This window comes from Natronorubrum bangense, from assembly GCF_004799645.1.
GTDB lineage: Archaea > Halobacteriota > Halobacteria > Halobacteriales > Natrialbaceae > Natronorubrum > Natronorubrum bangense.
In genome coordinates this window covers 1,786,206-1,799,335 of the sequence record NZ_CP031305.1, presented here as the reverse complement: position 1 = coordinate 1,799,335, position 13,130 = coordinate 1,786,206, and the positions used below count along the sequence as shown (strand labels likewise).

Genomic DNA, 13,130 nt, shown 5'->3' with positions numbered 1-13,130 from the left:
CACAGGCTAACAGCAGTCTGTCTCAGCCGTCGACAAGTGGGCGCGCGCTACTCGTCCGGGTATTTGGGTTCTCGCTTTTCTGCCCGCCCGAGTGCCGTCTCAACGACATCCCGAACGTCGCCGTGGAAGACACCGCCGTGGCCCGCGTACATGTGCTCGACGCCGGCAGACTCGCTTCGCTCGTCTCCGGAGGCCGCACTCGCGTCGCTCGCGCGACCGCCGTCGGGCAGTCGCTCGAGGAGATTCTCGATGCTCTCGATGAGTCGCTCACGGGACTGGCCGGCCATGTCAGTACGGCCGAAACTTCCGTAGTCGAACGCGCCATCGTCGTGGACGACGACGTCGCCCGAAAACAGCGATGTCTCGGAGACAAACGAGACGTGGTCGTCGGCATGACCCGGCGTGTAAACGACGTCGAACGCCTCGTCACCGATCGTGACCGTGTCGCCGTCATCGATCGTGTGTGTTCGAAGCGGATGCTCAGCGTAGGCGTAGACGTCGGGATCGAACGCCTCACAGACCGCCTCGAGTTGGGCGACGTGATCGCCGTGTTGATGAGTCACAACGACGGCGTCGAGTTCGTCGGTATGGGTTCGAATCTCGTCGACGACGCCGTCCCACGCGCCAGCATCGACCAGTGTCGTCTCCTCGCCGACTGCCAGAAACGCGTTACAGGTGAACGTCTCTGCAGGTTCGGTGACGTGATGGATGTCCATACACGACGGCTCGAGGCCCGGACTCAAAATGGTGCCGTCCCGCTGTCTGGTACCGTCGCCCTGTCGGGGCTCGTGTCCAGACGGGCGTTCACAGGCCCGCACGGATGAAAAGAAGAGAAACGACGCGGTAGGTGGTATTGGTTGACACACGAGATTTTTTAGCTCCAAGCACGAAGATACTACTGTATGGGATTCGGGAGCTACGACGAATCCGAACAGCAAGAAGTCGACGCAGATTTTGACGACGACGACGCGGTACAATCCAGCGAAAACAGCCACGACGGAGAGATCGAGTTCGAAAACGGCGCTTCCAGCGACGAGTTGCTCGATCGGCTCCAAGAGATCAAAGACGAGAGTTGAGTAGATGAAGCCCGGGGCGCGGGCGCTGGGAATCGCCGAGTCGTTCGGTCGCAGTGACGACCGGAGCACGCTCGCCGGTGCCGTCGTTCGTGCCGACCGTGTCCTCGACGGGCTCGTATACCGTGCGTGTACCGTTGGCGGCACCGACGCGACCGACGCCGTCGCCGGGCTCGTCGGCGATCTCGGACGTCCCGACGTCCAGTACGTGCTGGTCGGCGCCGTCGCCCCCGCGTGGTACAACCTTCTCGATGTTCCGACGATACACGAGCGTGCCGACCGTCCAGTGATTGCCGTCACGTTCGAGGCAAGCGACGGCCTCGAGAGCGGCCTTCGAGCGGCGTTTTCTGGCTCTGCGCTCGAGGCCCGCCTCGAGCGCTATCGCTCGCTGCCCGACCGTCGAGCACTGTCAGTCAACGGCGAAACGGTCTACGTGAGACACGTCGGCTGTGAGGCCGACGAGGCAGCCGCAGTCGTCCGCGCGTTTACACCCGAAGGCGGCCGCCCGGAGCCGATTCGGGTCGCTCGGCAGGCCGCTCGAGCTGGTGATTCGTACGCTCGGTCGCTCGAGTGAGTCCTGGCGGCACTGTGACCCGAAAGAGGTAGGAGGCGGCCGTCTGTGCCACCAGTATGGAAGAGATGGATGGACTCTGTGTCGGCGAGTGTACGCGGTGTCCGGCGCTCGTCGATTCACGGAGCCGGATCGTCAATGGAACCGGGCCCGTGGACGCCGACGTGCTGTTTATCGGCGAAGGGCCAGGTGCACAGGAAGACAAAAAGGGCGAACCGTTCGTCGGTCGCAGCGGCACCGTCCTCGACGACGGCCTTCGGAACGTCGGCCTCGCGCGTGCGGACGTCAGGATTACGAACTGCGTACGCTGTCGACCGCCGGAAAATCGTGATCCGACGACCGACGAACTCGAGAACTGCCGTGGCTACCTCGAGCACGAAATCGACCTGCTCGATCCGGACGTGATCGTCACGCTGGGAAAAGTGCCCAGCGAGCACCTGCTCGAGCGCTCCGTGGCGATCACGAACGAGGCGGGTTCGCTCGAGGAAGTTCGTATCGAGGGGACGCCACGACGTGTCTTACTCTGTGTCCACCCAGCAGCGACGCTGTACGACCGCAGTCAGGAAGAGACGTTCGCAAACGCCCTCGAGCGGGCAGCAGAACTCGCAGACGTGGGCGATAGTGACAGTGGACAAACACGGCTCGACGGATTCTAGCTCCGTTCGTCGCTCGATAGGGGCTACCGCCGTTCGCTGAAGCCATCGTTCGAGCGTCGCGGTCTCGCGTGTCGTCGTCTCCACCACCTACTGCACGACTGTCGTCGTCTACTCACTTCCGGTTGCACGAAGGGTAATTGACTTCAATACGCCACCACGAGTAGGCGTATGAGCAGCGCTTCGTCTTCACAGGAGCAGTCGGTTGCGTCCGTCGTCGTCGTCGACTACGGGCTGGGGAACCTACGCAGTGTCACCCGTGGCTTAGAACGCGCGGGTGCAGACGTCGAAATCACCGACGATCCGAACGCGTTCGCCGACGCCGATGGTGTTGTCTTACCGGGCGTCGGCGCGTTCCGCGAGGGTGTCGAGAACGCCGATCCGCTTCGAGAGGACCTCCTCGAGGTCGCAGCCGACGGCACCCCCCTGTTCGGGATCTGTCTCGGCATGCAGATGCTGTTGACGACGAGCGAGGAAGGAGAAACCGACGGCGACTCAGCCGTCCAGGGGCTCGATCTGATTCCGGGCACTAACGTCCGATTCGATGAAGGCCAGAAGGTCCCACACATGGGCTGGAACGAACTCAACGTCGAACGTGATCACCCGCTGGTCGAGGGCGTCGACGGACAGTACGCCTACTTCGTCCACTCCTACTACGCCGTTCCCGACGACGAGGGCGCGACGGTTTCGACGACCGACTACGAACTCGAGTTCCCCTCGATCATCGCCAACGACGATGGGACCGTCTTCGGGACACAGTTCCACCCGGAAAAAAGCGGCGAGACAGGACTGCAGATCCTGCGGAACTTCGTCGACATCTGCGCTGCGGAGTAAGCCGCGTAGAAGGTGACCGGCCGGGAGCAGTCTTCTTTCACCCTGATTTTGAGATCTGTCTCACCGTCGGTGCTAGCTGTGACTGGACGCCGGAACAAACGTACGACAGGGCGACGATGTCTCGAAGTCGACGGCCAACCAGCGGTAGAAAAACGGCGGAGAGACACACCCCGGAGTGCCGCTGTATAGCGTCGAGAGAGGGAGTGGATACTCAGTCGGGTAGAGCGAGCCGGTTAGAATAACGAGAGAAGTAACATCAATCTAGTAGCTTAGTTTAATCAAATGCAAAACTACTAAATACAGTACCTGTGTCAAAGTCCATTGGCTATAGTGAACAATATTAGTTCACGGATAGTGAACGTTAGCACCGGTCTCGAGTCGATTCGAACCCACAGTTTTCTTTTCGTGTTCTACTCTCGAGGTTGGGTAACTCACCATCTCGAAAGCCGCATTACTGCCCTGAGACGCTGGTCGATGATTCCGGACAGAGCTGATTAATCCATCACATGTCCAGCAGAACCCCCGTTTCAGATCGATACATCCCCTCGGATCGATACAGCGGCACCGCGGGGTGTGTGTGTCCATATACAGCGGCACCGAGGGGTGTCAAACGCCGGGCTGGATTCCTATAGAAATCCTTTTGAATCCATACAGCGGAATTACGGTATCTCCGCTTGAGCGACCCTGGGATGCTTGCTTCTCCCCAGTGACAATCGACCTCACGATACAGCGGCACTCCGGGGTCTGTCGGCTATACAGCGGAAATCCGGGGTCCACCGTCATCTATACAGCGGAAACTCGGGGTCTCCTTTTGTCTATACAGCGGCACTAAGGGGTGTCGTTCGTGCGTCTCAGACACTCACACACCGGAATCCCGTCTAATACAGCGGCAGTCAGGTTCCGAACGCTTAAGACACCTCCGAATAGTATTCACGACAATTGAATGTCGGACGCCACGGACTACTTCGGGAGCGAAAACGAGATTTTCCAGAACAAAGAGCTCCTGCAGGTTTCACACCTTCCCGACGGCGACCGGATCATCGGTCGTGAAGACGAACTCACGAACCTCGCGAACGCAATCAAACCGGCGACTCGAGGCAACACGCCGAACAACGTCCTCGTCTACGGGAAGACAGGAACCGGAAAGTCGCTGTGCTCGAAGTTCATCACGAATCAGGCGATCGAGCGCGCGAAGAACAACGACGTCTCGATCGGGGTCGCCTACGTCGACTGCCTGCAGGAGTCGACGGAGACCCAGGCCGTCCAGTCGACCGGCCATCAACTCAACGACCAAGACGAAACGGGGATTTCGATCCCCCACTCGGGGCTGAGTACGTCCGAATACTATCGTCGGCTGTGGCGGATCGTCGACAGCCGCTACGACGTCGCCCTGATCATTTTAGACGAGGTCGATAAGATCGAAGACGACGACATCCTGATGCAGCTCTCGCGTGCGGTCGAATCCGGCAAACTCACCGAGAGCACGGTCGGTGTCATCGGCATCTCGAACAAGGTCCGATACAAAGACTCGCTGGACGAGCGAATCAAATCGAGCCTCTGTGAACGCGAGTACGTCTTCTCGCCGTACGACGCGAACCAGATCCGCGAGATCTTACGTTCCCGGTCCGACGCGTTTCACGAAGGCGTCCTCGAGGACGGCGTCGTCCCGCGCGTGGCGGCGCTCGCGGCGCGCGAACACGGTGACGCGCGAAAGGCGATCGATATCCTACGGTTTGCCGGCGAGATCGCCGAAGAGAACGACCTCGAGTCGGTCACAGAGGCCTGCGTCGATCAGGCCCACGAACGCGAGGAGACCAGCCGCCTCGCCGAACTCATCTCGAAAAGTCCGAGTCACGCGAAACTCGTTCTCGAGGCGATGGCGTTGCTCACCCAGCAAAAGGAGGGTGACGACGTCCCGGTCAAAACCAACGAAGCGTACGACCTCTACAAACGGCTCTGTGATCGCGACCAGTCGGACCACCTCAAACTCCGCCGGGTACGGGACATCCTCTCGGAACTCGAGTTCCTCTCGATCATCGAACAGGAGCGTAAATGGGCCGGCAAAGGGAAAGGCAACTACATGGAAAACCGGCTGATCGACGATCCAGAGGTCATCATCGCGGCCTGCAACGAGTCCGACTGACGGATCAGTACCCAGTCGGCGCGCTCGAAGGTGTCTCGTTTCGAGGTCAGCTTTTATCGTGGTCGTAGCCGACCGTATGGATATGTACGGCATTCTCACAGCAGATCGGGACCTCGCTCGAGCCGACTTCGGTGATGTCACACACGTTTTCGCCGACTCCGTCGACGGCACACGCCGCGAGCCGCTTGCGGGCGTGGCCAACTCCATCGCCTGCTGGGGCGACACGGCAACCGTCCGTGACGAACCAGAGCGCGCCGCCGTGACGGCCGACGGAACGCGTGCGACACCCGACGCCGATGGCCATCACTGGGGCACCGTCTGCCCGACCGATCCTGACTACCGCGCCGCGTTACTCGAGCGAATCGAGCGAGTCGGCGCGATGGGTGACGTCCGACTCACGACACCTGGATTCCCCGGCGCGTCGTTCTGTCACTGCGAGCGCTGTGATCGGGAGTTCGCCGCGAGCGACCACGAGGAGCGCGACGCGTGGCGAACCGCGGTCATCACTGATTTCATCGCCGCCGCGGCGGAGTGCGTCGAGGGTGATCTCCTCGCGACACTCTACCCAGATCCCTACCCCGGAAACCTCCGCGAACGCGCCGGCGTCGATCCCGGTTCGCTCGCCCCGTTCGTCGACGAGTTTGTCGTCCCCCTCTGTGATGTCGGCTACGGGACGACCTACTGGGTGGAGTCGCTGGCGCGTGGTTTCGCTCACGAACTCGAGGACCTTGAGCTGGACCTCACGATCCAGCTCTCGGCGGACGGCGTCGACGCCGATCGACTCGTGGGACTGACACAGCAGCTCGAGGCTCACGCGGATACCATCGTCTACGGCACGTACCCGGACGACGCAGAGACTGTCCGAGACGTCATTCGGCGCGTTCGCGAGGCTGACACACCAGCGCTCACCGTCTGAGCGCCTGCACGCGACTCGACCAGCGCAAACAGACACCGTGTTATCTCCTCCCGAAGAGCAAAACCGCTGTTTACTCGCTGAGGGGGACAGCCGTTTCGTCACTCCATCGTGATCGACCATGGTCCGTCGGCGTCGACCGTCACATATCCGATCCCCTCGAGATCGAACGTTGTCTCGCCAACGAACACCCCGATCTCGTTGAACACGAGCTCCGAGAACCGTCCTTCCTGGGGGAGAATTTCAACGATGAAATTCCCTGCTCCGTCGTGTGTTCCTCGTGCCTGTCCGAGGCCGTCGAACAGGAACGGACCATTCCACGTCGACGTCTCGTCCTCGAGTTCGACTGGTAATGTCTCGGCATCTGCGTCCGTCGCTCGTGGTTGTCGGAGATCGATCTCCCAGTTGCCGTCTGCATCGATGTCCAGCAGATACGGTCCTTGCGCTGCGAGGATACCCGACGCTCCGTCGTACGTCCCGATCACGTTGATCAACAACTCTTCACGTCCGTTGTCAGTCGGGACCAGATCGACGATGAAGTTCGACTCGCCATCGTGGACAGCTTCGGCGACTGTGACACCGCTTTCGAGTTCGAACTCATCAGTAACGCTCGCCCCCGATCCCTCGAATCGCAGTGGCTCGGTTTCCGCCTGTATGCTGGATACTCCCCGGTTCGTGTCGGCAATCGCTCCGAACGATCCGATGGCCGACGCCATCAGTCCGGAACTGGCGATGAGATAGTGGCGGCGACGCATATGAAGACGTCACCGGCTCGCCACTTCAACCCCTCTCCGTCTCGAGACCAAGATTCTCTGCCTTTGAGAGGTCGTAACAGACGAGAATTCGGCAGCTGAAAACAGCGCTACAACAGCTCGCGCACGTCCGAGTACCACATATCGTGGTAGTCGACGTGACCGACCCGGCGGGCGATCGCGACGGCGAGGGCGTGCCAACAGCGGTCAGTTGGGTCGTCGGGATCGAGATTGTACTCGCTGTCCTTGCAGGTACAGCCGCCGTCTTCGACGATATACTCGTCGTCGTAGCCGACGACGATCGTAAAATCACGGTAGGCCTTCACTCGGTTCTCGCCGACGGCCTCGATCGCGCGCACCCCACGGTCGCCGTGGATGCGCGTGATCTGCTCGACGATGTCGGGCGTGAGTTTACCCGTCTCCTCGAGATCCGCCTGCCATCGCTCGACTGGGTTGGCCTCCGGCACGACCGGAACTGTGTCCCGAACTGTAAAATCGGTTTGGTTGTACGAACGATTCCGCTCGAGACCACGCTGCTTTTCGCGCTGCCCCGCCGAGACGTCCCGTATGCGCGTCACCGAGGGCGGGGTCGAACTCGAGGTCCCCGGCGAACAGACCGAGGGCGTCGAGGAATCGGTATTCTACAACCCGCGACAGGAACTGAACCGGGATCTGACGATCGCAACGCTGCGGGCCTATCGCGACCGTGAGGACCGCGCCGAGACGTATCTCGATGCAATGACAGCAAGCGGCGTCCGTGGTGCTCGGGCGGCCGCCGACGGCTGGGACGTGACCTGCTGTGACGTCAACGAGGAGGCAGTCGACCTCGCACGAACGAACCTCGAGCGGAACGATTGCGAGGCACGGGTCGAACACCGAAACGTCAGCGCGCTCATGCACGAGGAGGTGTTCGACGTGATCGACCTCGACCCCTACGGAACGCCGATGCCGTTCGCCGATGCCGCCATCGGGAACTGCCGAGACCTGCTCTGTGTCACCGCGACCGATACCGCGCCGATGTGTGGCGCTCACTTCAACAGCGGTGTTCGATCGTACTCCGCCGTTCCCCAGAACACCGATTACCACGCCGAAATGGGCGTCCGAATCCTCATCTCCGCGCTCGCCCGCAGTGGCGCTCGCTTCGACGTCGGCATCGAGCCCATTCTGACCCATGCGACCAGCCACTACGTCCGCACCTATCTCGAGCTCGAGCACAAACCCACCGCTGCGGATGCAGCGATCGACGAACTGGGCTACATCTACCACTGTGAGGACTGTCTCTACCGCGAGACAGACGTGGGGATGATCGCCGACCCGCTCGAGACGTGTCCACACTGTGGCGGCAGCCGACTGCTCACCGCCGGACCGGTCTGGCTTGGCCCGATTCAAGATCCGGAGTTCGTCACCGCAGTCCGTGATGAGATCCCCTACACGTTCGACACCGCACCAGCGGCTCGCGAACTCTGTGACACGCTCGCGGCCGAACTCGAGGAACCAACCCACTACGACCAGCATAAACTCTGTCGCAACTGGGGGCTGCCGGCCAATGCGATGGACGAGTTCCTCGCGGATCTACAGGCCGCTGGCTTCGAGGCGTCGAAAGCCCACTACGGCGGGACGACGTTCAAAACTGACGCTAGCGTCGGTGAGATTCGCGCGGCAACTGAGGACAACCTCATTTGACTCCTCGCTTTATTTCCTGCGTCTGCTCACAGTTTCAGATAACGATTCCGACACGACCGCATATTGCCCTGGCCGCCGATATGGACGGACGTGATCGACTACAGACAGGGTCTTAAGATCGCGCGTGACGTCGCCATCCTCGCGCGCAACGAGCAGCTGACGCTGTTGGCGGCCGGCGTCGCCTTCTATGGGTTCATCTCGCTCATTCCGTTAGCCCTCCTCGGGCTGGGGATCACCGCCTCGATCGGCGGGGAGGCGCTTGCGGAGCAGCTGACCGATGCCGTCAGCGACGTGCTCACGCCGTCGGCACAGGAACTGCTCGCCGAGACGGTCCTCGATGAGACTGGACGACAGAGCGCGACCGTGTTCGGGGCAGTTGGCCTGTTGTGGGGAGCAAGTCGGGTGCTCCGTGGGATCGATCGGGCGTTCTCAGAAGTGTACGGCACTGCTGGATCGAAATCACTGCTCGACACGATCTGGGACGCGACGATCGTCTTCGTCGTGATCGGGTTCGGGCTGACCATCGTCGCCATCCTCGAGGTGGTGATCCGATTCGTGCCGTTTGTCGGCGTCAGCGTTCTCGGGCCGATCTTCGTCGTGGTCGGGCTCATCGTGACGTTCCTGCCGCTGTACGTCATTTTCCCGGAGTCGGGTATCGACGTCCGTGAGGCGCTGCCCGGGACGGTCGTGGCCGCGATTGGCTGGTTCGTACTGAGCCGAACCTTCTCGCTGTATACGGCGTTTGCGACCGAGTACGCCGTCTATGGCGCACTGGGAGCAGTCTTTCTGGTGCTCATCTGGCTCTACATCGGCGCGATCATTCTCGTCTTCGGGGCGATCCTCAATGCAGTCCTTGCCAGCCGTGACATGGATCGGCAGCTACAAAGTCCCGGCGTGCGACAGGTTCCAACAGAAGCGATGACCGACGACGCCACGGGTGACGACGAGGGGGCGACGGAGGACCACGCAGGGACGGGTGCAGAAACCGGGACGAGCGCCCGCGTAAGCGCCCGAACGCGGGACCGATCCGACGATCCCGAAGCACTCCGCGAAGAGATCGAGCGGCTGCGCGACCGCGTCGAGTCGTTCGAAGACAACGTCGAGCGCCGGACTGTAAAGAAAGAGTCGCTCCAGAGCGAGCTCAAACGCTACGTCCGCCGCCGGGTCCGCCACGGTCACGCCCGCGACTGGGGGCCGTATCTCGTCTTGTTGTACGGGACGGCGATGTCCATCGCGGCGTTCTATTTCCTTTCGGGCGGCTGGGCGATCCTTGCGCTGCTCGTCGTCTGGACGTCGACGCTCGGCGTCTACGTGCTGATGGTACTGTTCGGGTTCGGGATCTCCCTGCTCGATATCCCCGGCCGCGTCCGTGATCTCGTCGGCGAGCGCCGCTCCTGAGACGGTCGACTTACGGTATCTGTTCGACCTGCTGTCGCATGAAGTTGCGAACGCGGGTCGTGTACGTCTGCGGACGGTGTACGTTGCAGATGTGACCGACGTCGGCGATCACCTCGATGCGCCCGTCGACAGCTGCCCCAGCGTGTTCTCGCTCGCCTCGGCGCATGATCTTGTCGTGCTCGCCGTTGAGTAGCAGCGTCGGACCGGGATAGGTCGAGAGCTTGGCCCGGAAATCTTCGTCCCTGACGTCTGGATCGGCCCGTCCGAACTCACGTGGGTAGATTCCGGCGTCGATGATCGCGGCTTCGACGTCGGCGGACAGGTCCCGATTGCGGACCCATCGGTAGCCGAGTCGCTCGACCGCTCGACAGCCGACGTCGGGCTTTGTCACGAGTCGAGAGAGGCCACCGACGGCGCGGGTCAACATCGCCATGCCTCCCACCGGATTCGCACTACACCCCGTCAACACCAGTCCGTCGACCTCTTCGGGGTTGCGATAGGCGTACTCCGTCGCGACGTACCCCCCGAGCGAGAGTCCGACCAGCACGGCGCTGCCGTCGGTGTACTCTTCGATCACGTCCTCGAGAAGGTCGATCGTGGGGTCCATCCGGAACACCTGGTGGCTGCGGACGCCGTGGCCGGGCAGGTCCGGCGCGACGACGCGATACTCGTTTTCCAGTGCCGCCAGTTGTGGGAGCCACAGCTTTCGTGTGAACATTGCGCCGTGAACGAATACGATCGTCTGGCCGCCTTCGGGGCCGGCGACGTCGATACCCGAACGTTCGCTGTCGACACCGAGTCGTTCCATAACCGGCGTATCACGAGCGTCGACTTAGTTGTCTGGCCGGAACGCACAGCGCCCACGGAGGCGTTGCCGTCCTGTCTGCTCGCGACCGTGCAACCGGTACCGGTATTTTTTTGCCTTCCCTAGTATCGATCGATGGTCGTTTCACGGGCAGAAATCGAACGACTGCGGACCGAGGCTGACACCATTTTCACGCGTCTCGAGCGAGTCACTGCGGCCCTCGAGCGGGCTCGAACCGAGCAGGGGGATCACTGGGACCGGCGGGAACTCGACCTCGACCTCGAGACGCCGACCGGCGAGACGATCGGCGTGACGCTCGATCTCGACCGCAGTGCAGCCGAAAACGCCCAAAAGCGGTACGAACGCGCGAGTGAACTCGAGTCGAAGCTCGCACAGCGAGAGGCCGTCGCGGGGAAGCTGGCGCCGGTTCCCGCGGAGCCACTCGCCTATCTCGTCCTCTACCACCTCGCGGCGACCGATGGCGACGGCTCACGATCGATGGCGGGTGACCTGGACGCTGACCACGACCGCGTCGCCGATCACTGCACCGAACTCATCTCGAGTGGGCTCGTTGCTGTCGATCGCGAGCAAACGCCGACGACGTATCGACTCACGGATGACGGGCGGGACGTACTCGATCTTCTCGCCGATCGTGACGGGAAGGAAACGTTCCTTCGGTGGCTTGACGACCCGCGAACGCTCGCTCGCCGTCTCTCTCGCGGTGGACCCGACTATCCACGGATGACCGCAGCCGAGCTCGGGCTGGATCTGGCGCACGTCCGCCACTGCTACCGGGCGATGGAGGCGATCGGGCTCGTAAGAATATACGAGGGATCGATCATCAAGGGAACTGAACGGAAACTCAAACCAAAAACCGAGACCCACCGCAAGCACACGTACTACGTGACCACGGACGTGACAGACCGGATTCTGCGCGACCTCGAGGACGCGTGAGCTTCGAACGGGCGGCCCCGATCGCAAAGCGGTGGCCAGCACACGGCCCAGTCACTCCGACTCGTCTCGGTCGTCGGCCTCGAGTTCGGTTTTGGAACCGCGATCGGCGTCGTGGACGGCGTCCGGATCGATCTCAGCGTCGGTCTGATGGACGCTGTCGTCCGGGTCGACGGCTGCGTCGGTCTGGGTGCCGACCGTCTGATTCGCTCCTGTCAGTTTCGTTGGGTCGACCTCGAGTTCGCGGTCCATCGTCTCCTCATCGGCCTCGGTTGCGCCATGCTGGGTGTCCGTGGCGTCTTTAGCGCCCGGTTCGGCCTCGGGGTCGGCCGCAAAATCGTTTGCTGGGAGTCCGCCCTCAAGCCGAACCACCTCGTCGGTAATCTCGAGAACGGCGTCGGGGTCGAGTGGATAGGTGGCGTCGACAACGTCATCCCAGCCGATCGAGGAGGTGATCGATTTGATGGCGTCCGCAGCGGGCCTGACGTGAGCCCCGTCGTCATCAATGGTCGTAATCACGCCGACGTCTTCGCCGGCAGCGTTCTCGACGCGCTTGCCGATATCGTCGGCTGTAATTACCTCACACATACGCGGTGTCACCAGTAGCCGAAAAAAGACAGTGATGCTTGCAGTCGTCAGGGACGACTCGAGTGTTACTGATCGAAGCCAGGTTCCATGTAGAACGCGGCAACGAGTGCAACGACGCCAACGAACCCGGCGAGCATCAGGCCAGCCATTCCGGCGACGATGTTGAGTTCTGGCCCGACGGCGAGCAGCGCCATTTCCTGATACCCTGTCCAGGCAAACACCAGTGCAAAGAGGAAGCTGAGTCCCGAGACAACGGCGGCTCCGATCTGAAAGCGGCTGTTGAACGGACCGACACCGCTCGAGTCCGCAGCCGAGTTGGCAACCGATCCCGTCCCACCGTTGGTTCGATTCGGGTCCTCCGGGTCGGTCTCAGGAGCGGCCTCATCGTCGCCTTCGGCGTCTGCGTGGTCCGCCGATTCATCTGCCGTCGGGGTCGGCGCGTTCGCTCTCGAGAACCCGTCGGCGAGGTGGACGCGCGTCTCGGAAATCTCGCGGACGTCAGTTTCGTGGAGGATGAACGGACCACCGATCTCCTCCCATCCGAAGCGGGCTTTGATGGCATCGACGACGTCGGGTGCGGGTTCGACGCGGACCGTCGCCGTGTCGAGTGACGCGACGGTTCCGATTACTTTTCCGTCGGCGCGCTCGACTAGCTTGCCGACATCGTCGTCTGTAAACGTTGCACACATAGATAATCCGACCGGTTTAGCGGGAAAGCCCGTAAACCCTCTGGTTCGTCGTGGGTTCGGGAACGCTTCGGCGACCG

15 protein-coding genes are annotated in these 13,130 nt (G+C 61.9%); 9 read left to right on the top strand and 6 right to left on the bottom strand.

Features of this window, described 5'->3' with window-relative positions; translation table 11 throughout:
- Window positions 1–47 precede the first annotated feature (47 nt).
- Window positions 48–716, bottom strand: coding sequence for an MBL fold metallo-hydrolase (locus DV706_RS08995; RefSeq protein ID WP_006064958.1), 669 nt, complete (start codon window positions 714–716; stop codon window positions 48–50).
- Between the two features lie 186 nt (window positions 717–902).
- On the opposite strand from DV706_RS08995, the gene DV706_RS08990 reads away from it, so the two are divergent.
- The 6 genes from DV706_RS08990 to DV706_RS08965 all read left to right on the top strand — a co-directional run bounded on the left by DV706_RS08990 (window position 903) and on the right by DV706_RS08965 (window position 6,190).
- Complete coding sequence (locus DV706_RS08990) at window positions 903–1,076, top strand: DUF5786 family protein (RefSeq protein ID WP_006064959.1); 174 nt, start codon at window positions 903–905, stop codon at window positions 1,074–1,076.
- Between the two features lie 4 nt (window positions 1,077–1,080).
- The gene (locus DV706_RS08985; protein WP_006064960.1) at window positions 1,081–1,647 is read left to right on the top strand and encodes an endonuclease dU; all 567 of its coding nucleotides are present in this window, start codon (window positions 1,081–1,083) and stop codon (window positions 1,645–1,647) included.
- A 56-nt stretch (window positions 1,648–1,703) separates the two neighbouring features.
- Window positions 1,704–2,300, top strand: coding sequence for a uracil-DNA glycosylase (locus DV706_RS08980; protein ID WP_006064961.1), 597 nt, complete (start codon window positions 1,704–1,706; stop codon window positions 2,298–2,300).
- Window positions 2,301–2,468: 168 nt separating this feature from the next.
- Window positions 2,469–3,131: an imidazole glycerol phosphate synthase subunit HisH gene (gene hisH / locus DV706_RS08975; protein ID WP_006064962.1), complete on the top strand. Its 663-nt coding sequence runs from the start codon at window positions 2,469–2,471 to the stop codon at window positions 3,129–3,131.
- Window positions 3,132–4,074: 943 nt separating this feature from the next.
- Window positions 4,075–5,274: a Cdc6/Cdc18 family protein gene (locus tag DV706_RS08970; protein WP_006064963.1), complete on the top strand. Its 1,200-nt coding sequence runs from the start codon at window positions 4,075–4,077 to the stop codon at window positions 5,272–5,274.
- Between the two features lie 82 nt (window positions 5,275–5,356).
- Complete coding sequence (locus tag DV706_RS08965) at window positions 5,357–6,190, top strand: hypothetical protein (RefSeq protein ID WP_049889664.1); 834 nt, start codon at window positions 5,357–5,359, stop codon at window positions 6,188–6,190.
- Window positions 6,191–6,288: 98 nt separating this feature from the next.
- Here the strand turns inward: DV706_RS08965 and DV706_RS08960 are convergent, their stop codons facing one another.
- Window positions 6,289–6,942: a hypothetical protein gene (locus DV706_RS08960; RefSeq protein ID WP_006064965.1), complete on the bottom strand. Its 654-nt coding sequence runs from the start codon at window positions 6,940–6,942 to the stop codon at window positions 6,289–6,291.
- Between the two features lie 107 nt (window positions 6,943–7,049).
- Window positions 7,050–7,406, bottom strand: coding sequence for a hypothetical protein (locus tag DV706_RS08955; protein ID WP_006064966.1), 357 nt, complete (start codon window positions 7,404–7,406; stop codon window positions 7,050–7,052).
- A 100-nt stretch (window positions 7,407–7,506) separates the two neighbouring features.
- Between DV706_RS08955 and DV706_RS08950 the strand changes: the two genes are divergently transcribed.
- The gene (locus tag DV706_RS08950; protein ID WP_006064967.1) at window positions 7,507–8,622 is read left to right on the top strand and encodes a tRNA (guanine(26)-N(2))-dimethyltransferase; all 1,116 of its coding nucleotides are present in this window, start codon (window positions 7,507–7,509) and stop codon (window positions 8,620–8,622) included.
- A gap of 90 nt (window positions 8,623–8,712) precedes the next feature.
- Window positions 8,713–10,020: a YihY/virulence factor BrkB family protein gene (locus DV706_RS08945; RefSeq protein WP_006064968.1), complete on the top strand. Its 1,308-nt coding sequence runs from the start codon at window positions 8,713–8,715 to the stop codon at window positions 10,018–10,020.
- Between the two features lie 10 nt (window positions 10,021–10,030).
- On the opposite strand, the gene DV706_RS08940 is transcribed toward DV706_RS08945, so the two are convergent.
- Window positions 10,031–10,828: an alpha/beta fold hydrolase gene (locus tag DV706_RS08940; protein ID WP_006064969.1), complete on the bottom strand. Its 798-nt coding sequence runs from the start codon at window positions 10,826–10,828 to the stop codon at window positions 10,031–10,033.
- A gap of 132 nt (window positions 10,829–10,960) precedes the next feature.
- Here DV706_RS08940 and DV706_RS08935 point away from each other — a divergent pair, with 132 nt between their 5' ends.
- On the top strand, window positions 10,961–11,779 hold the full coding sequence (locus DV706_RS08935; RefSeq protein ID WP_006064970.1) for a DUF2250 domain-containing protein: 819 nt from the start codon (window positions 10,961–10,963) through the stop codon (window positions 11,777–11,779).
- A 51-nt stretch (window positions 11,780–11,830) separates the two neighbouring features.
- Here the strand turns inward: DV706_RS08935 and DV706_RS21950 are convergent, their stop codons facing one another.
- Together DV706_RS21950 and DV706_RS08925 are read right to left on the bottom strand one after the other, a co-directional pair.
- The gene (locus DV706_RS21950) at window positions 11,831–12,364 is read right to left on the bottom strand and encodes a hypothetical protein (protein ID WP_006064971.1); all 534 of its coding nucleotides are present in this window, start codon (window positions 12,362–12,364) and stop codon (window positions 11,831–11,833) included.
- 65 nt (window positions 12,365–12,429) lie between these two features.
- Entirely contained in the window at window positions 12,430–13,053 is a 624-nt protein-coding gene (locus DV706_RS08925) for a hypothetical protein (protein ID WP_006064972.1), read from the bottom strand.
- Window positions 13,054–13,130 lie beyond the last annotated feature (77 nt).